Annotated in this window: 22 protein-coding genes; 14 read left to right on the top strand and 8 right to left on the bottom strand. The window is 65.9% G+C overall.

Going from position 1 to position 19976, the window contains the following annotated elements; genetic code table 11:
• Nucleotides 1–88 precede the first annotated feature (88 nt).
• Nucleotides 89–994 carry a heme o synthase gene (locus tag HDC95_RS05050; RefSeq protein ID WP_259062228.1) on the top strand — a complete coding sequence of 302 codons (906 nt, stop codon included), beginning with the start codon at nt 89–91 and terminating at the stop codon, nt 992–994.
• Here the strand turns inward: HDC95_RS05050 and HDC95_RS05045 are convergent.
• The 3 genes from HDC95_RS05045 to HDC95_RS05035 all read right to left on the bottom strand — a co-directional run bounded on the left by HDC95_RS05045 (nt 940) and on the right by HDC95_RS05035 (nt 3015).
• On the bottom strand, nt 940–1392 hold the full coding sequence (locus HDC95_RS05045; RefSeq protein ID WP_259062122.1) for a tetraspanin family protein: 453 nt from the start codon (nt 1390–1392) through the stop codon (nt 940–942). The genes HDC95_RS05050 and HDC95_RS05045 overlap by 55 nt on opposite strands.
• Before the next feature lie 205 nt (nt 1393–1597).
• Nucleotides 1598–1912 (bottom strand): hypothetical protein, encoded by a 315-nt coding sequence (locus HDC95_RS05040; protein WP_259062121.1) that lies wholly within the window; start codon nt 1910–1912, stop codon nt 1598–1600.
• Nucleotides 1913–1914: 2 nt separating this feature from the next.
• Nucleotides 1915–3015 (bottom strand): heme A synthase, encoded by a 1101-nt coding sequence (locus HDC95_RS05035; protein WP_259062120.1) that lies wholly within the window; start codon nt 3013–3015, stop codon nt 1915–1917.
• Nucleotides 3016–3246: 231 nt separating this feature from the next.
• Between HDC95_RS05035 and sufB the strand changes: the two genes are divergently transcribed.
• From sufB to HDC95_RS05005, 6 genes are read left to right on the top strand one after another with little or no spacing between them, the layout of a single operon-like run.
• On the top strand, nt 3247–4665 hold the full coding sequence (gene sufB, locus HDC95_RS05030; protein ID WP_259062119.1) for a Fe-S cluster assembly protein SufB: 1419 nt from the start codon (nt 3247–3249) through the stop codon (nt 4663–4665).
• The gene (sufD, locus tag HDC95_RS05025; protein WP_259062118.1) at nt 4666–5886 is read left to right on the top strand and encodes a Fe-S cluster assembly protein SufD; all 1221 of its coding nucleotides are present in this window, start codon (nt 4666–4668) and stop codon (nt 5884–5886) included.
• On the top strand, nt 5883–6209 hold the full coding sequence (locus tag HDC95_RS05020) for a non-heme iron oxygenase ferredoxin subunit (RefSeq protein ID WP_259062116.1): 327 nt from the start codon (nt 5883–5885) through the stop codon (nt 6207–6209). Before sufD ends, HDC95_RS05020 begins: the two co-directional genes overlap by 4 nt.
• Nucleotides 6210–6980, top strand: coding sequence for a Fe-S cluster assembly ATPase SufC (sufC, locus tag HDC95_RS05015; protein WP_259062115.1), 771 nt, complete (start codon nt 6210–6212; stop codon nt 6978–6980).
• A 9-nt stretch (nt 6981–6989) separates the two neighbouring features.
• A complete protein-coding gene (locus tag HDC95_RS05010; RefSeq protein WP_188437294.1) occupies nt 6990–7319 on the top strand; it encodes a metal-sulfur cluster assembly factor in 330 nt (109 codons plus the stop codon).
• 7 nt (nt 7320–7326) lie between these two features.
• Entirely contained in the window at nt 7327–8484 is a 1158-nt protein-coding gene (locus HDC95_RS05005; protein WP_259062114.1) for a MalY/PatB family protein, read from the top strand.
• A gap of 939 nt (nt 8485–9423) precedes the next feature.
• Here the strand turns inward: HDC95_RS05005 and HDC95_RS05000 are convergent.
• The 4 genes from HDC95_RS05000 to HDC95_RS04985 form a co-directional block, all read right to left on the bottom strand.
• Entirely contained in the window at nt 9424–10755 is a 1332-nt protein-coding gene (locus HDC95_RS05000; protein ID WP_259062113.1) for an acyltransferase, read from the bottom strand.
• A gap of 100 nt (nt 10756–10855) precedes the next feature.
• On the bottom strand, nt 10856–11524 hold the full coding sequence (locus HDC95_RS04995; protein WP_259062112.1) for a response regulator transcription factor: 669 nt from the start codon (nt 11522–11524) through the stop codon (nt 10856–10858).
• Nucleotides 11521–12816: a sensor histidine kinase gene (locus HDC95_RS04990; RefSeq protein ID WP_259062111.1), complete on the bottom strand. Its 1296-nt coding sequence runs from the start codon at nt 12814–12816 to the stop codon at nt 11521–11523. Before HDC95_RS04990 ends, HDC95_RS04995 begins: the two co-directional genes overlap by 4 nt.
• A gap of 5 nt (nt 12817–12821) precedes the next feature.
• The gene (locus tag HDC95_RS04985) at nt 12822–13493 is read right to left on the bottom strand and encodes a DedA family protein (RefSeq protein ID WP_259062110.1); all 672 of its coding nucleotides are present in this window, start codon (nt 13491–13493) and stop codon (nt 12822–12824) included.
• Between the two features lie 192 nt (nt 13494–13685).
• Between HDC95_RS04985 and HDC95_RS04980 the strand changes: the two genes are divergently transcribed.
• Both HDC95_RS04980 and HDC95_RS04975 read left to right on the top strand, forming a co-directional pair.
• The gene (locus tag HDC95_RS04980) at nt 13686–15284 is read left to right on the top strand and encodes an ABC-F family ATP-binding cassette domain-containing protein (protein ID WP_310503229.1); all 1599 of its coding nucleotides are present in this window, start codon (nt 13686–13688) and stop codon (nt 15282–15284) included.
• 29 nt (nt 15285–15313) lie between these two features.
• A complete protein-coding gene (locus tag HDC95_RS04975; RefSeq protein WP_259062109.1) occupies nt 15314–16051 on the top strand; it encodes a class I SAM-dependent methyltransferase in 738 nt (245 codons plus the stop codon).
• 102 nt (nt 16052–16153) lie between these two features.
• Here the strand turns inward: HDC95_RS04975 and map are convergent, their stop codons facing one another.
• Nucleotides 16154–16936, bottom strand: coding sequence for a type I methionyl aminopeptidase (map, locus tag HDC95_RS04970; protein WP_259062107.1), 783 nt, complete (start codon nt 16934–16936; stop codon nt 16154–16156).
• Between the two features lie 116 nt (nt 16937–17052).
• Here map and HDC95_RS04965 point away from each other — a divergent pair, with 116 nt between their 5' ends.
• From HDC95_RS04965 to HDC95_RS04945, 5 genes are all read left to right on the top strand, one after another.
• Nucleotides 17053–17559, top strand: a complete 507-nt coding sequence (locus HDC95_RS04965) for an MFS transporter permease (RefSeq protein WP_259062105.1) — start codon at nt 17053–17055, stop codon at nt 17557–17559.
• Nucleotides 17560–17725: 166 nt separating this feature from the next.
• Nucleotides 17726–18070, top strand: a complete 345-nt coding sequence (gene rplS / locus HDC95_RS04960) for a 50S ribosomal protein L19 (protein WP_259062104.1) — start codon at nt 17726–17728, stop codon at nt 18068–18070.
• 122 nt (nt 18071–18192) lie between these two features.
• Nucleotides 18193–18924, top strand: a complete 732-nt coding sequence (gene lepB / locus HDC95_RS04955) for a signal peptidase I (RefSeq protein ID WP_259062103.1) — start codon at nt 18193–18195, stop codon at nt 18922–18924.
• On the top strand, nt 18921–19580 hold the full coding sequence (locus tag HDC95_RS04950) for a ribonuclease HII (RefSeq protein ID WP_259062102.1): 660 nt from the start codon (nt 18921–18923) through the stop codon (nt 19578–19580). The genes lepB and HDC95_RS04950 overlap by 4 nt, the downstream gene beginning before the upstream one ends.
• Before the next feature lie 20 nt (nt 19581–19600).
• Nucleotides 19601–19927: a DUF2469 family protein gene (locus tag HDC95_RS04945; protein ID WP_033107234.1), complete on the top strand. Its 327-nt coding sequence runs from the start codon at nt 19601–19603 to the stop codon at nt 19925–19927.
• Nucleotides 19928–19976 lie beyond the last annotated feature (49 nt).

Genomic DNA, 19976 nt, shown 5'->3' with positions numbered 1-19976 from the left:
CACGGCGACGTTATCTGCTCGAATACCCGTGGCGTAGACTGAAAGGGTTGTCGGAGTGTGCGCTGAGGAGGCGATCGATATCTCGACCATGTCGCATGCGACGGCGGTGAAACGGCCGATCGGTCAGACTATAAAGGCCTACGTCTCGCTGACGAAGCCCCGTGTGCTCGAGCTTCTGCTCGTCTCCACCGTGCCCGTCATGTTCCTCGCAGAAGGCGGGATGCCGAACCTCTGGCTTGTTCTCGCCACAGTGATCGGCGGCTCGATGAGCGCCGGATCCGCCGCGTCGTTCAACATGTACCTCGATCGCGACATGGATGCGCACATGCATCGCACCGAGAAGCGACCGCTGGTCACCGGAGAGATCTCTCCGCGCGCGGCGTTGATCTTCTCTTGGACTCTTGCCGTGGCATCCACTCTCTGGCTGCTGGCGACCACCAACTGGCTGACGGCGACGCTGTCGGTCGCGGCCATCTTCTTCTACGTCGTGATCTACACGATGATCCTCAAGCGTCGCACCGAGCAGAACATCATCTGGGGCGGGATCGCCGGGTGCTTCCCGGTGGTGATCGGCTGGTCCGCCGTCACCGGCGACATCGCATGGCCGGCCATCGTGCTGTTCGCGCTGGTGTTCCTCTGGACGCCGGCGCACTACTGGCCGCTGTCGATGAAGTACCGCGACGATTACCAGGGTGCAGACGTTCCGATGCTCGGCGTCACACGCAACGCTTCCCAGGTCGGCCTCCAGGTCATCCTGTACGCGTGGGCGACACTGGCGTGTTCACTGCTGTTGATTCCGGTGGCGGACATGGGGCTGGTGTACTCCGTTTCAGCCGTGGTCTTCGGCGGATGGTTCGTCTATGAGTCGCACCGGCTCTACTCGCAGGCGGTGCGTGGAACGAACCCGCGTCCGATGCGGGTGTTCCACGCCTCCATCACCTACCTGACGCTGATATTCGTCGCGGTGGCGGTCGACCCGCTGCTGCCGTTCTGATCGTCTTCGTCTACCGCCTCATCTGCGACCGTCTCATCGGCGACCGGCTCGGATTCCTCGTGCGCGGAGTTCGTCGGAGTCTCCGAGACCTCGTCGGCCTGGGCTGACCAGTCGATCGCATCCGTGACGACGGGTGCCGCGGCGGGAACGAGCGACTTGGCCGCAGCGACCGTGAGCGCGAGAAGCACGCCGATCACACCGGCACCCAGCAGAATGCCTCCCACGGCGATCAACGGCTGGCCGACGTACACCTCGACTCCGGTCGCCGTTCCATCGAGCAGGCGAGCGGTCATGGTGGCGGCGTTGTCCGAGATGATCCAGCCGCCCACTGCGGCGGATGCGACGGACAGTAGGAGAAGGATCCAGTACGGGATGCTGCGTGTGAGTGATTTCTTCATGTGCACGAGCCTCATGGAAACGCTGATGCGTCCGTTATGCGCGACCTGTGCAGAGCCTGTGCGTGCTCATGTCAACGGCTGGGTGCCCTTCTTCTCGATGACATGCGCGGTCTCGGTCGATGTGAGATTGATGCCGGAAGAAGTTCGCGGGTTCATGATGGACTCATTCCCCGAAAATCTTCCGGCACCCTTGGCAGCGCGGGCGTCAGAAGTCTCGACTGTTGTGTGCGTTCACCGTTGGTGAGGACGACCACTGGACCGCCGCACGCGCGTGCTCGTCGGTGAGCTGTCGCCCCAGGAACTCACGCATCCGCTCGCGACGCTGGCCTTCGAAGCTGATCTCCCGTGTCTGATAGCGCGCGTAGTGCCCGTTCGAGATCAGCGACCACCTCTGCGCGATATCGGCATCCTCGACCCCGAGGTCGGCTGCCCAGGCGATCACGGCGGCGTCCGCGGCAGATGACTGATCGAGCAGCGTCTCGTCGAGGTCGAAGACCACAGCGTGCGCTCTGTCGCGCACGGTCACGCGGTAGGGCGCTTCAGACGCAGTACGGTCACCGTGTACGCCGCGGCCGAGAGCGAGGCGAGCACCATGTGGATGCCGACCAGCAGCTCCGGCAGTCCGTCGCGAGCCTGCCATATGCCGACTCCGACCTGCACGAGGATCGCGATCACGAGCACGAGCAGCCACCGCCGCGGTGCGATCCGCTGCATCCACGCGATGATGGTCAGCGCGGCGACCAGGGCGGCGAGCACATAGCCGGGCCACGCGTGCACGTGCGCGAGGATCGTGGCGTCGAAGCCGTCGCGGACCACGTTCGCATCCCCGGAGTGCGGTCCCGAACCCGTGGTCAGCACACCGAAGAAGATCGTCACGCCGAGCGCGAGTCCCGTGATGTGCGACAGCATCGCGAACCATCGGGGAACCACGCGCTCGCGCGGAGCGCCGGACTCGTGCATCCGGACGAGATACGCCGCCGTGACGCACACGAGCAGGAGGGAGGATGCGTAGTGGAAGCCCACGATGTACGGATTCAATCCGGTGAGCACCGTGATGCCGCCGACGAACGCCTGAGCGACCACCCCGACCAGCACGATCCACGCGAGCAGCGTCAGGTCACGTCGATGGGTGGTGATCCGCAACGAGTGCACAGCACCGGCCACGGTGGCCAGCAGCAGCCCGAGTGAGAAGAACGGAAACGCAGGTACTCCGGCGATGGTGGCGATGACGTAGCAGACGACCCCTGCGCCAATGCCGCCGAGTGCGAACCACAGCGCGGCTTTGAGCGGTCGGCGCCCGCCGACTGCGTTGAGCGTGAGCAGCAGCACGGCGATCGCGATGATGCCGACCACGCCGGTCATCGTCCGGTTGCCGAACTCGATGACGCCATGGATGCCCTGCTCCGGTGTGGGAACCAGCGATTCGGGGGTGCACATCGGCCACTCCGAGCACCCGAGGCCGGATCCGGTCAGGCGTACAGCACCGCCCGTGGCGATGATCACCGCTTCGGCGACGAACGAAAGCCACGCCAGCACTCGCAGCGGACGACCGAACGCGGAGGGGCGACGGCCCTCGTGAGCTTCGTAGGGCGAAGTGACGACGGGCGCTGCGGTCTCGGGCATGTGTCCTCCGGCTCGCGCCCGGGCGTACGGGCGCGGCCCGTTTGTCAGGGGGAACCTGTAGAATCGGATTGTTGCGATGCCCGCGGAATGCGCGAGGTGCATCACCAACAGTTTAGGCGCGAAGAATGCGTCCGTGATGAGGCCCACCAGCGGCACCCACACCCGTCGACTCGAACGGGCCATGAGGTGTCGGGGCGGATGACACCGTTGAGGCCTGACAAGGAGAGTGTGATGTCGGATGTGCTGATCGACCGCCCGGAACTGGATGGTCTGGGGGTGTACGAGTTCGGCTGGCACGATGAAGATGCAGCCGGCGCGATCGCGAAACGTGGCCTCTCCGAGGACGTTGTGCGCGGCATCTCCGCCCTCAAGAACGAACCCGAATGGATGCTGAAGACCCGCATGAAGGGTCTGTCGCTGTTCGGGCGCAAGCCGATGCCGACCTGGGGTGCAGACCTCAGCGACATCGACTTCGACAACATCAAGTACTTCGTGCGCTCCACCGAGAAGCAGGCGCAGTCCTGGGAAGACCTTCCCGTCGAGATCCGTGAGACCTACGAGCGCCTCGGCATCCCTGAGGCCGAGCGTCAGCGCCTGGTCGCCGGCGTAGCCGCGCAGTACGAGTCCGAGGTGGTGTACCACCAGATCCGCGAGGACCTGGAAGCACAGGGCGTCATCTTCATGGACACCGACACGGCACTTCGCGAGCACCCGGAGTTCTTCGAGGAGTACTTCGGAACGGTCATCCCCGCCGGCGACAACAAGTTCGCCGCCCTCAACACGGCTGTCTGGTCCGGCGGATCCTTCGTCTACGTACCCAAGGGCGTGCATGTCGAGATCCCGTTGCAGGCGTACTTCCGCATCAACACCGAGAACATGGGCCAGTTCGAGCGGACCCTGATCATCGCCGACGAGGACAGCTACATCCACTACATCGAGGGCTGCACGGCTCCGATCTACAAGTCGGACTCGCTGCACTCGGCCGTCGTCGAGATCATCGTGAAGAAGAACGCCCGCGTACGGTACACGACGATCCAGAACTGGTCGAACAACGTGTACAACCTTGTCACCAAGCGCGCGGTCGCCCACGAGGGCGCCACCATGGAGTGGGTCGACGGCAACATCGGCTCCAAAGTCACGATGAAGTACCCGTCGATCTACCTGATGGGCGAGCACGCCAAGGGCGAGACCCTCTCCGTCGCCTTCGCCGGCCCCGGCCAGCACCAGGACGCCGGCGCGAAGATGATCCACATGGCGCCGTACACGCAGTCCTCGATCGTCTCCAAGTCGATTGCCCGTGGCGGCGGTCGCGCCGGATATCGCGGCGAGGTCCGAGTCGATGCCAATGCGCACCACTCCGCGAACACCGTGCGCTGCGATGCGCTGCTGGTCGACACTAGATCGCGCTCAGACACGTATCCCGCGATCGACATCCGGGTGGATGACGTCCAGCTGGGGCACGAGGCCACGGTCTCGAAGGTCAGCGAGGAGCAGCTCTTCTACCTGCAGTCCCGCGGCATGCCAGAGGACGAGGCGATGGCGATGATCGTGCGCGGCTTCATCGAGCCGATCGCACGCGAACTGCCGATGGAGTACGCCATGGAACTGAACAAGCTCATCGAAATGGGCATGGAAGGATCGGTCGGCTAAATGGCGGCCTCGACGACAGCGCCCAGCGAGGCGCAGCACACCAACGCGCCCCAGACCGGCGCGCACATCGACCCCGCCGCCCAGGTGGCGGCCGCCGGATACGTTCCGGTGCAGACTCGGTCCGCACGCCCGCGCTCCTTCGAGCCCGGTGACTTCGGTAAGCCGACTGGCCGCGAGGTGAACTGGAAGCACACGCCCGTCGACCGGCTCGCCGGCTTGTTCGCGGTCACCGCCGAGAACGACGGCGTGACTTACGAGATCACGACCGGTGAGCAGTACATCGCCGACTCGCTCGCTGCCGGCTCGGCGCCGCGCGGCGAGCACTTCCAGCCCGAAGATGTCATCTCCGCTGTGGCCTGGCAGGGCTCGACCGAGGGCCTTCACGTGCGCATCCCGCGCGAGGAGGAGATCGCAGAGCCGATCCTCGTCACGATCACCGGTCAGGGCGCAGACAAGCGAGCAGACGCCCACATCGTGATCGAGGCGCTCGAGCACAGTTCCGCCACGGTGATCCTCCGCCACCGCGGTTCTGCGCAGTATGCCCAGAACGTCGAGATCATCGCTCGTGCCGGATCGCGACTGACGGTCGTGTCGGTGCAGCGCTGGGACGACGACGCGGTGCACGCTGCATCGCATCAGGCTCGCGTTGACAACGACGCGGTTCTCAAGCACTTCGTCATCAGCTTCGGTGGCGGACTCGTCCGGGTGAACCCGAACGTCGAGCTCGCGGGCAGCGGCTCGGAGGGCTACCTGTACGGACTCTCGTATGCCGATGCCGGACAGCACCTGGAGAGCCAGGTCTACCTGCATCACAAGGGCGCGCACACCAAGGGCGACGTGCTCTATAAGGGTGCGTTGCAGGGCGAAAGCGCGCACAGCGTGTGGATCGGCGACGTGCTGATCGGCGCGAACGCCACGGGAACTGACTCGTACGAGGCGAACCGCAACCTGGTGCTCACCGAGGGCGCGCGCGCGGACTCTATCCCGAACCTGGAGATCGAGACCGGCGACATCCTCGGCGCAGGACACGCCAGTGCGACGGGTCGTTTCGACGACGAGCAACTGTTCTACCTGCAGGCACGAGGAATCACCGAAGAAGAGGCGCGCCGACTCGTCGTGCTGGGCTTCCTCACCGACATCGTGCAGCGGCTCGGCATCCCGACCCTCGAGGAGGAGCTCCTCAGCGCGATCGAGATCGAACTCGCGGCGGTGAGCTCATGAGCGCACATCGCGCCTGCGGACTGAGCGAACTCGAGCAGGACACCCCGCTGAGGGTGGAGCTCGACGGTGTCCCGATGGCCGTCGTGCTCGACTCAGCGGGTGAGGTGCACGCCATCGGCGACACCTGCACCCACGGCGAGATCTCGCTGTCCGAAGGTTTCGTCGAGGGCGACACCCTGGAATGCTGGGCTCATGGCTCCGCGTTCTCGCTGCGCACCGGCATCCCCCAGAATCTCCCCGCGTATGAGCCCGTGCCGGTTTACGTCGTCGACATCGACGGCGACGACGTGCTCATCGATCCGACTGTAACTAAGGAAGTCTGAATGTCTGTTCTCGAGATCCGCGACCTGCACGTCACGGTCGACACCGAGGCCGGGACGACCCCGATCCTCAATGGCATCACCCTGACCATGAACGCCGGTGAGACGCACGCCATCATGGGCCCCAACGGCTCAGGCAAGTCGACCCTGGCCTACACGATCGCCGGTCACCCCAAGTACACCGTCACCAGCGGGTCGATCACATTCGACGGGGCAGACGTCCTCGCGATGACCGTCGACGAGCGCGCGCGTGCCGGCCTGTTCCTCGCGATGCAGTACCCGGTGGAGATCCCCGGCGTCACTGTGACGAACTTCCTGCGCACCGCCAAGACCGCGCTCGACGGCGAGGCACCGCCGATCCGGTCTTGGACCAAGGATGTGAAGGGCGCGATGACGAACCTGCGAATGGATTCGAAGTTCGCGCAGCGCAACGTCAACGAGGGGTTCTCCGGTGGTGAGAAGAAGCGCCACGAGATCCTGCAGCTCGAGGTGCTCAAGCCGAAGTTCGCGATCCTCGACGAGACCGATTCCGGCCTCGACGTCGATGCGCTGAAGATCGTCTCCGAAGGCGTCAACCGTGCCAAGGAATCCACTGGTCTCGGCGTGCTGCTGATCACGCACTACACGCGCATCCTCCGCTATATCCGTCCCGACTTCGTGCACGTCATCGTCGCGGGCAAGATCCTCGAAGAGGGCGGACCGGAGCTCGCAGACCGGCTCGAGGACGAGGGGTATGACCGATTCCTCGACCCCGCAGCACCGATAGAGGCGTAGGCTGATCGCATGACCGCGACTCTTGCCCCAGAGAAGTTCGACGAGGTCACCGAGGCTCTCAAAGATGTCATGGACCCGGAGCTCGGGATCAACGTCGTCGACCTCGGACTCATCTACGATCTCGCCTGGGATGACGAGAACGACGCCCTCGTGATCCACATGACGCTCACGAGTGCTGGTTGCCCGCTCACCGATGTGCTCGAGGAGCAGACGGCGCAGGCACTGGATGCCGTGGTGGACCGTTTCCGCATCAACTGGGTGTGGATGCCGCCGTGGGGTCCGGAGAAGATCACGGACGACGGGCGCGACATGATGCGCGCGCTCGGTTTCGCTATCTAGCTCCACCGTGAGCACAACGGTCCGTGCCCTTCCACTGGAGCAACTCCGCGAGCGCACCAGCGAGAAGTGGCGGGAGTATCCCGCTGACGTACTGCCGTTATTCGTCGCCGAGACCGATTTTCCACTCGCGCCGACGATCACGCGGGCGCTCGAGCGTGCAGTGGCAATCGGCGACACCGGTTACATCGCTTCGCGAACGCCGCTGGCCGGTGCCTTCACGGCGTTCGCACAACGCCGCTACGGCTGGGCTCCTGATCCCGCGCGCATGCGCCCGACAGCGGATGTCAGCATGGGCATCGTCGAGATCCTTCGCCGCGTGACCTCACCTGGCGACGGCGTCATCGTCATGCCACCCGTCTACCCGCCGTTCTACGACCTGGTCGAAGAGGCCGGTGCCGTCGTCGAGAGAGTCCCGCTGCGCGACACGGGAAGCGGCTGGGAGATCGACCTGGACGGCATCCGGATCGCGCTTGAGGGCGGCGCGCGTGCGGTGCTGCTCTGCAGCCCGCACAATCCGACTGGAACGGTGCACTCCGCAACCTCGCTCGTGGCCCTCGCGGAGCTTGCCGCCGCTCACGGTGCGGCCGTGGTCTCCGACGAGATCCACGCGCCTCTCGCCCAGCGCGGAGCCGGTTTCCTGCCATTCCTCGCAGTCTCGGATGCCGCCCGCGAGGTCGGCTATGCCGTCGTCAGCGCCAGCAAGGCGTTCAACCTCGCCGGGCTCAAGTGCGCGCTGATGGTCACGGCATCCGATGGTCCGACGCGGGTGGTGCGCTCTCTGCCGATCGAGGTCGAGTGGCGTACCGGTCAGTTCGGGCTTCTCGCAGCCGTCGCCGCATTCAGCGAAGAGAGCGATGAGTGGCTCGACGGCCTGCTCGCGACTCTTGACGAGAACCGGCGTCTTCTCGCCGACCTCCTCGCCGAGCACCTTCCCGGCGCGCGCTACAGGACGCCGGATGCCGGATACCTCGCGTGGATCGATCTGACCGACCTCGGATGGGGCGAGAACCCCGCCAGACGGATTCTCCGTGAGGCCAAGGTCGCACTGCACTACGGACTCGCGTTCGGCGCAGAGGGGGCAGGCCACGTGCGCCTCAACTTCGGTACCAGCCCCGAGATCCTCACAGACGCCGTCATGCGCGTCTCCACGCTTCGCGACGCATGACGGACCCCGTCCCGCGTCGATCTGGGACCGGGAGCGCATCTGGGTCACGGCGGGCGCGACAGCCCTGATTTTCCTCGGCGCGATCGAGGCACTCGCCGTGACGACCGTCATGCCTGTCGTCAGCGAAGCGCTCGACGGACAGGCGCTCTTCGCCGTCGCCTTCGCGGGGACGCTCGCCACCAGCGTCATCGGCATGGTGGCCTGCGGCGCATGGTCGGATGCCCGCGGTCCGCGGGGCGCGCTGTATGCGGCCGTGTCGCTGTTCGTCGTCGGGCTGGTCATCTCCGGGTTCGCGTTCATGATGGGTGAGTGTGGGTGTCGCTGCGGATCTGCCGCCGGGCATGGGGTGGCCTGCGGCGGCAGGAGCGTTGCTGGTCATCGCATTCGCGGTGCGACGACTGCTTCCCACCGGAACGCTGCGCTCCGCACGCGGACTGCCGAGCGTCGTACTCGTGCGCGGGCTCGTGGCCGGATCGTTCTTCGCCGCCGAGGCATACATCCCGTACATGCTGATCGCCCAGTACGCATTCTCACCGACCTGGGCGGGTATCGCTCTGATGCTGGCGGCCTTCGCATGGGCGGGCGGATCCGCTCTTCAAGGGCGGTACGGAGAAGCCCTCGGAAATCGGCGGATCGCGGTGATCAGCATCACTCTGATGATCGTGGCACTCGTGGCGGTGCTCGTCACAGCACTCTCGGGTGCGTCGCCGGTCGTCATCATCGTGGCGTGGGCACTCGCCGGCGGGGGGGGGGGGGGGCATGGGGCTCATCTACCCGCGACTCAATGTGCTGATGCTGGCGTACTCGGAGCCGGGGAACCAGGGGTTCAACTCCTCGGCGCTCTCGATCTCGGACGCCACCGGCTCCGCCGTCGCCGTCGCGCTGGCCGGACTCGGCGTGGCGACCTTGGGCGGCGGCGCCAGCGCGTTCCCCGGCTGTCTACGCCTTCTGCATCGCCCTGGCGCTCGTGGCTGCGCTTCCGGGACTACGACTCGGCCACGCAGCCGAGTCGGCGTGACGCGGCCGTGCCAGTCGCAGTGAGGCGGTGAGCAGCACCACCGCGATCATGGCGGTGAGCGGCGTCGTGCCGATGACGAGCAGCCCGACGATGGCGACAGTTCCGATCGCGCTCGCTGCGAACAGTCGACCTGCAGAACGTGTCGGAGTCGGAATCCGTCGCGCCTCGATTCCGGCGAGCAAAAGGGCGATCCCCGCGGTCAAGGCCACGACGGTCACGAGCCAGAGCGGCCTCGTCATCCACCAGCCGATGCTGCTGGGCTCGGGCAGCTCGATGCCCGTAGTCATCGCGAACACGGCAGAGGCCCCGGCCATGGCGAGCAGCACCGGCATGTGCCAGAGATAGATCGTCATCGCCCGAGGTGTGACGAAGGTGAGGAACCGGCTGGGGAGCGGGAGTCTGCTCCATCTGGCCACACGGTCACGCATGAGCGACAGCAGCATGGTGTGCGCGACTCCCACGAGCAGCAACGACGCCGTGGGCGGATTGATGTTCGCGATCAGGTCGGGGGAGTACACGCCCGTGATGAAAGTGGACGTCAGGACCGCCACGGCTGAGGCGCCGATCACGATCCGCGTGCGGCGGGAGAGAGAGTCGATTCGTCCGTCGGCGAAGAAGAAGCCGAGCTGCTGCAGTGCGAGCCACACGAAGGCGAGGTTCATGAATCCGAGGCCGTCGATGCCTGTCGCGTTCCGTGCGGCGTCCACGGCCACGGCCGTGGCGATCAGCAGGGCGATCGTGATCCATGGCGCGCGACGGTGGGCGGCCGCGAACAGCGGAAGCAGGACCTGGCAGAGCAGGAACACACCCAGGAACCAGAGTGGCTGCCCGTAGCGGTACCCGGCGATCGCCACGAGGTCGGACGGAACGCCGTTGTCGAGCAGCACGGTCAGGACGACGCCGACGACGCCGATCGTGAACACGGCCGGCAGCACGAGCCGGTGGATGCGGGCCGCGACGAACTCCTTCGCCGTGCCGCCGCGCTGCTGTGCGCGCCGGAGCGACGTGTATCCCGCGAATCCGCCGATGACGAAGAACAGCGGCATGACCTGCAGCACCCAGCTCAGAGGGGTTATCCACGCGGCTCCGTCGCTCGCGTTCGCGAACAGCGGTCCGGCCTCAGTGACGGTGACGCCCACCATCAGCGAATGCAGCACCACGACGCCGAGCACGCACAGCGCTCGCACGAAGTCGATGCCGGTGTCTCGCGCCGTACCGGTAGTGGTACTGGATCGCAGTTCTGCGATGGACATGGAATCCTCCTCGGTGGGCGTTCGAGGAGGTTATTCATCCGGAGACCGGGGCCACATCAACCCACGGGGTCGTCGTGACCCCTACCGCGGTAGGGAGTTCTCAGGCGGGTTCGGCGAGTCCGGTGTCGTAGGCGAAGATCACTGCTTGCACCCGGTCTCGCGCTCCGATCTTCGCGAGCACCTTGCCGACGTGCGTCTTCACGGTCTGCTCGGCGATGAACAGGGTCGCGGCGATCTCACTGTTCGAGCGGCCCTGTCCGATGAGGACGAGCACTTCTCGTTCGCGGTCGGTGAGCTCTGCGAGCAGATTGCCGGATGCCGAGGTGCGCGGCTTCTGCGCCGCGAACTGTGCGATCATCCGCCGTGTCACGCTCGGCGACAGCAGCGCGTCGCCAGCGGCGATCACACGCACGGCGTGCACGAGCTCTTCCGGTAGGGCGTCCTTCAGGAGAAAGCCACTGGCGCCGGCCTGCAGAGCGTCGTACACGTAGTCGTCGATGTCGAAGGTGGTGAGCATGAGGATGCGGGGTACCTTGGCAGCGGGGTACCCGGGTCCGAGGATGCGCCTGGTCGCCTCGATGCCGTCGAGCTCGGGCATCCGCACATCCATCAGGATGACGTCGGGATCGAGCCTCGCGGCGAGCGTGACCACTTCTGCGCCATCTGCTGCCTGTCCGGTGACCGTGATGCCGTCATGGGCGTCGAGGAGCGCGGCGAAGCCGGCGCGCACCATCGCCTGATCATCGGCGATGAGGACTTCGATGCTCACGCGCTCTCCCGCTTCGAGATCCAGGGAAGGGCTGCGGCGACCGTCCAGCCGGTGTCCGCATCCGGACCGGCCTCAAGAGTACCGTCCACGAGCGCGACGCGTTCTCGCATGCCGCGAAGGCCGTGCCCGCTGCACTGCCCGGCACCTGACGAAGCAGCGACCTCACCGGTCGCCGCCGTATTGTGCACGCGAAGACGAACTGCTGTGTCATCGGTGCGGACGCTCACCGAGATGCGCGATCCTGGCGCGTGTCGCACTGCGTTGCTCAGCGCTTCCTGGACGATGCGGAATGCCGCGATCTGCACGCCGGCCGGAGCCGCGGACAGGTCGGCGATGACGAGTTCCAGTCCGACGTCGACGCCGGCGCGCCGGATGCTGTCGACGAGGGCCGGAATGTCCTCGATGCCCTGTTGAGGGACGAGCTCGGCCGACTGATCCTCTGTGCGCAGCACGCCCAGCAGGCGACGCATCTCGGTGAGCGATGAGCGTGCGGTGGCGGCCAGATCATCGAACTCCGACGCCGCGTCCGCAGGAAGATCGGGCAGCCGATACCGGGCGGTCGAGGCCTGCACCTGGATCACGGACATGCTGTGCGCGACCACGTCGTGCAGCTCGCGGGCGATCCGCGTGCGTTCCTCGACCAGCTCGCGCCTGGCCTGTTCCTCGGCGGTGTGCTCACGTTGGCGCGTGAGTTCGTCGCCCAGACGCAGGCGTCCCGTCAGCAGCACCGCGATCAGGTAGATCCCGCCGACAACCGACGTGGTGACGATGAGCGTGTTCGCACTGGGCACGGTGGGGAGCATGATCGACGCGACGAGTCCGGACGCCGTGCCCGAAGCGAACATGATCAGTCCGGGGCGCCACCCGTGCTGGAAGGTGAGAGCCGCCACGGTGGTGGCGAAGGCGATGAGCATCGGCACCGACCACGGCCATGGTGCGTGCAACGCAGCGTCTCTGCTGATGGTGAGGGGGATCAGCACAGCGGCGAGCGTGAACATGATGATCGCCACGTTCGGATACCGGATGCCGACGAGGGCAGCGGTGACCGCGACCGCGGCGAGCATCATCATGATCGGTACGGAGCTCGCATACACGGTGGCGTGCACGGGCACCATGACCGAGTAGAGCACCAGCGCGATCGCCGACAGGATCACGATCATGGTCGCGCGACGATCACGGAGAAGCGCAGGGCGACGCGCAGCCTTGGCGATCTTCTTCTGCGCGCGCTGCTCGCGCTTGTGCTCGCGTCTCTCGCGTTTCTGCTCGCGCTTGTCGAGTCGGGCGGCCTTCATGGGAGTCATCCTGTCACCCCAGCGCGCTCACCGGCGCGCACCTCGCTCTCGACGGACGCCCCGGTGACCTCGGTCGCAGCGGCTCGGCGCCGGCGGACGGCAGCTGCGACCCGATCGATCACGAAGCCCAGGATCAGGGCGAACGCAACTCCGAACACGGCGCTGAGCAGAGGCTGGTCCTCAAGCCAATGACCCGCGAGCAGGCCGATGCCCGCGCTGTACGCCGCCCACGTCACACCGCCCAGCATGCTGAGCGGCAGGAAGCGCCGCCACGGGTAACCGAGCGCGCCGGCGGACATGTTCAGCGCGACGCGTCCGACCGGGATGTACCGAGCGCCCAGGATGAGCGGCGCGCCGCTGCGTGAAAGAGTGCGTTGGGCGCGATCGAACACCGCAGCCACCTTGGGGCGGCGCATCCACGCGAATCGAGTCGTGCCGACGGAGCGGCCGATCGCGTAGGCGATGTAGTCGCCGATCATGGCGCCGAGGGCAGCGACGGCGATCAGCAGCGGGACGTTCGTCTCGCCGGTGGATGCCGCGACGGCGGCCGCAGCGACGAGCACGGTCTCGCTCGGGATCGGTGGGAAGAAGCCGTCGATCACCGCTGTCGCGAACATCACGAGGTAGAGCCATGGCGAGGCGGCCGCTTGGAGGATGAGGTCGTTGATGATGTCCACCCGTAGAACGTACGTATCGGCAGGGCGCGCCCACATCACCCTCTGGTATCGAACACGTCATACCGCAGAGGTGTCTTGAACTTGGTCGTGTGGGCGTCCTGACAGACAGGTCGACCTATACTGAGAGGCTGGCCCGGTGTCTCCACCATTCGCTGGCCACTCCACCCCTCCCTGACGAAACGGACCATTGCTGTGCTTGCCGTGCACGACCTCGAGATTCGCGTTGGCGCCCGCCTCCTCATGGATGGCGTGTCGTTCCGCGTCTCCGACGGCGACAAGATCGGACTGGTCGGACGCAACGGCGCCGGCAAGACCACTCTGACGAAGGTGCTCGCAGGCGACCTGCTGCCCTCCGACGGCAAGGTGACGAAGTCCGGAGAGTTGGGCTACCTCCCTCAGGATCCCCGTTCCGGCGACCCCGAGATGCTCGCCCGCACGCGCATCCTGGATGCACGAGGCCTCGGAACGATCCAGCTGGGCATGACCAAGGCCGCTGAGGAGATGGCATCCGCCGACTCGGCGGTCGCCGAGAAGGCGATGCGTCGCTTCGGCAACCTCACCGAGCAGTTCGAAGGACTCGGCGGCTACGCGGCGGAGGCGGAAGCGGCATCCATCGCCAACAACCTGTCTCTGCCCGACCGAATCCTCGATCAGCCACTGAAGTCACTGTCCGGTGGGCAGCGCCGCCGCATCGAACTCGCGCGCATCCTGTTCTCCGATGCCGACACGATGATCCTCGACGAGCCGACGAACCACCTCGACGCCGACAGCGTCGTGTGGCTGCGCGAGTTCCTGAAGAGCTACAAGGGCGGGCTGATCGTGATCAGCCACGATGTCGACATCGTCGGGGAGACCGTGAACCGGGTGTTCTACCTCGATGCGAATCGTCAGAGCATCGACATCTACAACATGAACTGGAAGAACTACCTGCGTCAGCGGGTGGCCGATGAGGAGCGCCGCAAGAAGGAGCGCGCGAACGTCGAGAAGAAGGCGACGACCCTGCAGCAGCAGGCGGCACGCTTCGGTGCGAAGGCATCCAAGGCCGCCGCTGCGCATCAGATGGTGGCACGCGCCGAGAAGATGCTGGCCGGCCTGGACGACGTGCGCGAGGTGGATCGGGTCGCCAAGCTGCGGTTCCCCAAGCCCGCCCCGTGCGGCAAGACGCCGATGATGGCGTCCGGGCTGTCGAAGTCGTACGGTTCACTGGAGATCTTCACCGACGTCGACCTCGCGATCGATCGCGGATCCAAGGTCGTCGTGCTCGGCCTCAACGGTGCAGGCAAGACCACGCTGCTGCGCATGCTCGCCGGCGTCGACGAGCCCGATACCGGACAGCTCGAGCCGGGCTTCGGCGTGAAGATCGGCTACTACGCGCAGGAGCACGAGAACCTGGACGTGGATCGATCCGTACTGCAGAACATGGTCTCGGCCGCGCCGCACATCACCGAGATGGAAGCCCGCCGAGTGCTCGGCTCGTTCCTGTTCACCGGAGACGACGTGCTGAAACCGGCCGGGGTCCTCTCCGGCGGAGAGAAGACGCGACTGTCGCTGGCGACCCTGGTCGTGTCATCCGCGAACCTGCTGCTGCTCGATGAGCCCACCAACAACCTCGACCCCGCGTCTCGCGAGGAGATCCTCGACGCGCTCGCGCACTACGAGGGCGCTGTGGTGCTCGTCTCGCACGATCCAGGGGCCGTGCAGTCCCTGAACCCCGAGCGCGTGCTGATCCTGCCCGACGGTGTCGAAGACATCTGGAGCCAGGAGTATCAGGACCTGATCGAGCTCGCGTAGCGCGCTGCGCGTGCTGTTAGCGTCGAAGCGTGCAGAAGCAGCAGTTGGCGAAGTCGTTCGAGAGCATCGGCGAGGAGTACGACCGGTACCGGCCGGGATTCCCGGCAGCCGCTGCGGCGGAGATCATCCCGGAGCTGGTCGACAGCGTTCTCGACCTCGGGGCAGGTACGGGGAAGTTCACCGAACTGCTGATCGAGCGGGCCGATCGCGTCGTGGCGGTGGAGCCGTCTGCCGCCATGCTCGATGTATTGCGGGCGAAGCTGCCCAACGTTGAGGCCATCGTCGGCGGAGCTGAGAGCATCGCATTGCCTGACGCGACTCTGGATGCCGTCACCGTCGCGCAGGCATTCCATTGGTTCGATCGGGATCCGGCGTGCGCGGAGATGGCTCGCGTGCTCGTGCCGGGCGGCACGCTGGGCCTGCTCTGGAATCATTCCGACCCGACCTGCACATGGGATCGTGCCTGCCATCGTGTCGCGCACCCCGCGGTGGCGGAGGAAGACGCGACGACCGAGTCCGCCGCGGAAGAACTGCCGGGATTCGCCTTCGATCACCACGCGGAGATCGCGTGGTCGGAGAACATCGCCCGCAGCGCGTACATCGCCCGGTGGCTCACGGTGAGCAGCTTCCTCGTCGCCGATGAGGAGACCCGTGCGCAGATGGTCGCCGAGCTGGAAGCGATTCTGGATGCTGATCCGCAGACTGCCGGTCAGTCGCAGTTCGAGCTCCCGATGTTGACCGACGTCTTCGTGTACACCGCGTCCTGACCCGTGAAACAGGTCGTGTCGGTCGAAACAGGCCCTGGCACATCCTGTCTCACGCGGTGAGTCCCATTTCGCGCACGGGGGGAGGGGGCGAGGGCTGAGAGGTCAGTTCACCCCGAGGAAGGAGCGGTCGGTGAGGATGATCGGCCCGTCCTCGGTGACCGCGATCGTGTGCTCGGAGTGGGCTCCGCGCGATCCGTCGACGCTGCGCAGCGTCCAGCCATCCGGGTCGGTGACGAGCTCGTCGGTGGTGGCGAGCAGCCACGGCTCGATGGCGAAGACGAGGCCGGCGCGCAGCGGGAAGCCGCGCCCAGCGCGTCCGTCGTTCGGGATGTGCGGGTCGCCGTGCATGATCCGCCCGACGCCGTGTCCCCCGAAGTCGGTGTTGATGGAGTAGCCCTCGCCGTGCGAGATCGCGGCGATCGCCGCGGAGATGTCGCCGATGCGGTTGCCGACCGTGGCGGCGTCGATCGCAGCATCCAGTGCTCGCTCGGTGGTGTCGATGAGACGAAGGTCTTCGTCGCGGGGCGTGCCGACGACGAACGACACGGCGGAGTCCGCGACCCAGCCGTCCACGGAGACCGCGAAGTCCAACGTCACCAGGTCGCCATCGCGCAGCGTGTAGTCATGGGGGAGACCGTGCAGCACGGCGTCGTTGATCGAGGTGCAGATGACCTTGCCGAACGGGCTGGCGCCGAACGAGGGGTGGTAGTCGATGTAGCAGGATTCGGCGCCCTGCGCGCGGATCATCTCGTGCGCCCGCCGATCGATCGACAGCAGATTCGTTCCGACTTTGGTCTCGTCGCGCAGCGTCGCCAGTGTCTCGGCGACGAATCGTCCGGCCGCTCTCATCTCGTCGATCTCGGCAGGGGTGCGCAATTCGATCATGGTGTTCCTCTCGTCTGTTCCATTCTCTCCGATGCGCCCTGTCCCTCCGATGCACGCGGTCCATGCTCACAGCGAACACCCGCCGTACGCGCAGGAGGGCGTCGTACGATCTGAACATGTGGTTGCGACGCGCGTTCTACCGATGGCTCATGCCGGCCGCCGTTGTGCTGCCGCTGTGGTTGCTGATCGGTTGGGGCATCTTCAACGCCGGCGGCTGGGCGTTCCTCTGGGTGCTCTTCATCGCGATCCCTTCGGTTTTCATCGGTCAACTCGCGCTCACTCTGCTGGTGCGCGCGCGTGCGGCGGTGCGCGAGACACGCATGGTGTCGTGGTGGGATGTGCTGGGATTCGGCGTCTGGCATACGCTGACGATCGCCGTGGGCTGCTACCCGCAGGCATGGTTCCCGCTCCTTCTGACCGGGGCGATCGCCGTCGCGCTCGCTCTGTTCTGGCTCATGCTGCGACAGCTGTGGAATGAGGCGCGCGGCGCGGGTGGCGGCATCCGTATCACGATGCCGGCATCCCAGGCACCGCCGCCGGAGGCCGAAGCACAGCGTCCGAGCCGGACGCGTGTCGACAGCGAAGTCTTCGTGATCCAGGAGAACCCGGCCTCCGAGCGCTGATCCGTGTTTTGGTGCAGTGCCGGATCCATGGCAGAATAGATCTTTGTGCCGTTACCGGCTCTGCCTCAGGGGAGCCCGCGGTCGCATCACGCGCCGTCAAGCACACATTCACGTAATCCTTCCATCCCATGCATCCGACCTGTGGCGAGTGCAGAGAGAGACGATCATGCAGATCCTGGACGCCGTCGACGCGGCTTCGCTCCGTTCCGACATTCCTGTCTTCAATCCCGGTGACACCGTCAAGGTGCACGTGAACATCACCGAGGGCACCCGCTCCCGTGTCCAGGTCTTCCAGGGCATCGTCATCGGCCGTCAGGGCGATGGCGTGCGCGAGACCTTCACGGTCCGCAAGATCAGCTTCCAGGTGGGCGTCGAGCGCACCTTCCCGGTGCACAGCCCGGTGATCGACCACATCGAGGTCGTCACCCGCGGTGACGTGCGTCGCGCGAAGCTCTACTACCTGCGCGAGCTGCGTGGCAAGAAGGCCAAGATCAAGGAGAAGCGCAGCTGATCGCTGCTTCAACTGTTGACACCCCGGGACACAGCGTCCCGGGGTGTCTTTGTTCGTCCCGGAGTGTGCGAACCTAGATGATGCCGGCATAGCGCGGTACGAAGAACCCCTGAAGGAATGCGATGACGACCGAATCCGCCGCCGACGTGCGCCCCAGGAGGCGCCGCGGATTCCTGATCTTCCTCCGAGACGTGCTGGTGATCATCGTGATCGCGGCCCTGGTCTCCTTCCTCGTGAAGACCTTCGTGGTGCGCTCGTTCTACATCCCATCCGCGTCGATGGAGCGCACTCTCCTCGTCAACGACCGCATCCTGGTCGATGAGCTGACGCCGAACTGGACCGGGTACGCGCGAGGCGACGTCGTCGTCTTCCAGGATCCCGGTGGCTGGCTGCCCGTGCATGTCAAGGAGCCGCCAGGGCCGCCGCTCGTAGAGGCCGTCGACTCGTTGCTCACCCTGATCGGCCTTTCCGCGTCGGACAGCGAAGATCATCTGGTCAAGCGCCTGATCGGCCTGCCAGGTGATCACGTCGTCTGCTGCAACTCGCTCGGACAGATCGAGATCAACGGTGCTCCCATCGACGAGCTGTCGTACCTGAACCTTCCGGATGGCGACACCGCCGCCTCGAACGAGCCCTTCGACGTGACCGTTCCGGCGGACTCGCTCTGGCTCATGGGCGACAACCGCGACCGATCACAGGATGCACGCGCGCATCAAGACCTTCCGAGCGGCGGCTTCGTGCCGCTGGACAACGTGGTGGGCAAGACGTTCCTGACCACCTGGCCGTTGGACCGGATCGGAACGGTCGACGGCCACCACGACATCTTCAACGGCGTACCGGACCCACAGAGATGACTGTCGTCGCGCCCACGCTCACCCTCGAGCGCAAGCTGCTCGCCGAGTACGATCTGATCATCTCGCTCGACGAGGTCGGTCGCGGTGCGCTTGCAGGTCCCGTCGCCGTCGGCGCCTCGGTCATGGATGCCGCCGGCTCGCGCCGTCGCGTGCCACAGGGACTGCGCGACTCCAAGCTCGTCACGGAGAAGCGCCGCCCCGAAGTTGCCGCCCGAGCCGCTGCATGGGTGCAGGCATCCGGTGTCGGCTGGGCGACGGCCGCCGAGATCGACGACGGAGGGATCATGCGTGCGCTGGGGCTCGCGGCATCCCGTGCGATAGACGCCGTCGTGGCGCTGGGAGCGTCTCTCGATGGGGCGCTCGTGATTCTGGACGGCAATCATGACTATGTCTCGCGAGTGCGCCCAGACAGTCTGCAGGTGCGCTCAGTGATCAAGGGCGACCGCGACTGCGCGTCGGTGTCTGCGGCGTCCGTGATCGCGAAGGTCGCACGGGACACGTACATGGCCGAGCTGCACGTCGAGCACCCGGCGTATCAATGGGACCGCAACAAGGGCTACGCGAGTCTTGAGCACCGCGCGGCGATCCGTGAGGCGGGGCTCTCGCCGTTCCACCGGGCGTCGTGGGCGATCGCCGATGCACCCACTCTGTTCTGAACTCGTAGGATGGACTCATCATGGACGAAGAGGCATTCGACGATTACGACCGCGAACTCGAACTCGCGCTGTTCCGCGAGTATCGCGATGTCGTAGGGCAGTTCCAATACGTCGTCGAGACCGAGCGCCGGTTCTACCTCGCGAATGAGGTGAATGTCGTCCGTCGGGACACCGAGCACGACTTCTACTTCGAGATCTCGATGACCGATGTGTGGGTCTGGGACATCTATCGCGCCGACCGGTTCGTCAAGGCGGTGCGGGTGCTGACGTTCAAGGACGTCAACGTCGAAGAACTGCAGCGGCGCGAGTTCGAGCTGCCTGAGGAGCTCTCGCTCGACGGCAAGTGACTCTTCCGGCACTGTTCATCTTTTCCGGCCGTCGTACCCAGGTCGCGTG

The sequence above is a fragment of the Microbacterium sp. AK031 genome, assembly GCF_024807145.1.
Taxonomy (GTDB): domain Bacteria; phylum Actinomycetota; class Actinomycetes; order Actinomycetales; family Microbacteriaceae; genus Microbacterium.
This window is presented reverse-complemented; position numbering and strand designations above follow the sequence as displayed.

Coding starts and splice junctions, on each gene's coding strand:
- HDC95_RS05050 (WP_259062228.1), top strand. CDS start 89: ATGTCGCATGCGACGGCGGTGAAACGGCCGATCGGTCAGACTATAAAG.
- HDC95_RS05045 (WP_259062122.1), bottom strand. CDS start 1,392: ATGAAGAAATCACTCACACGCAGCATCCCGTACTGGATCCTTCTCCTA.
- HDC95_RS05035 (WP_259062120.1), bottom strand. CDS start 3,015: ATGCCCGAGACCGCAGCGCCCGTCGTCACTTCGCCCTACGAAGCTCAC.
- sufB (WP_259062119.1), top strand. CDS start 3,247: ATGTCGGATGTGCTGATCGACCGCCCGGAACTGGATGGTCTGGGGGTG.
- sufD (WP_259062118.1), top strand. CDS start 4,666: ATGGCGGCCTCGACGACAGCGCCCAGCGAGGCGCAGCACACCAACGCG.
- HDC95_RS05020 (WP_259062116.1), top strand. CDS start 5,883: ATGAGCGCACATCGCGCCTGCGGACTGAGCGAACTCGAGCAGGACACC.
- sufC (WP_259062115.1), top strand. CDS start 6,210: ATGTCTGTTCTCGAGATCCGCGACCTGCACGTCACGGTCGACACCGAG.
- HDC95_RS05010 (WP_188437294.1), top strand. CDS start 6,990: ATGACCGCGACTCTTGCCCCAGAGAAGTTCGACGAGGTCACCGAGGCT.
- HDC95_RS05000 (WP_259062113.1), bottom strand. CDS start 10,755: ATGTCCATCGCAGAACTGCGATCCAGTACCACTACCGGTACGGCGCGA.
- HDC95_RS04990 (WP_259062111.1), bottom strand. CDS start 12,816: ATGAAGGCCGCCCGACTCGACAAGCGCGAGCAGAAACGCGAGAGACGC.
- map (WP_259062107.1), bottom strand. CDS start 16,936: ATGATCGAATTGCGCACCCCTGCCGAGATCGACGAGATGAGAGCGGCC.
- HDC95_RS04965 (WP_259062105.1), top strand. CDS start 17,053: ATGTGGTTGCGACGCGCGTTCTACCGATGGCTCATGCCGGCCGCCGTT.
- rplS (WP_259062104.1), top strand. CDS start 17,726: ATGCAGATCCTGGACGCCGTCGACGCGGCTTCGCTCCGTTCCGACATT.
- lepB (WP_259062103.1), top strand. CDS start 18,193: ATGACGACCGAATCCGCCGCCGACGTGCGCCCCAGGAGGCGCCGCGGA.
- HDC95_RS04950 (WP_259062102.1), top strand. CDS start 18,921: ATGACTGTCGTCGCGCCCACGCTCACCCTCGAGCGCAAGCTGCTCGCC.
- HDC95_RS04945 (WP_033107234.1), top strand. CDS start 19,601: ATGGACGAAGAGGCATTCGACGATTACGACCGCGAACTCGAACTCGCG.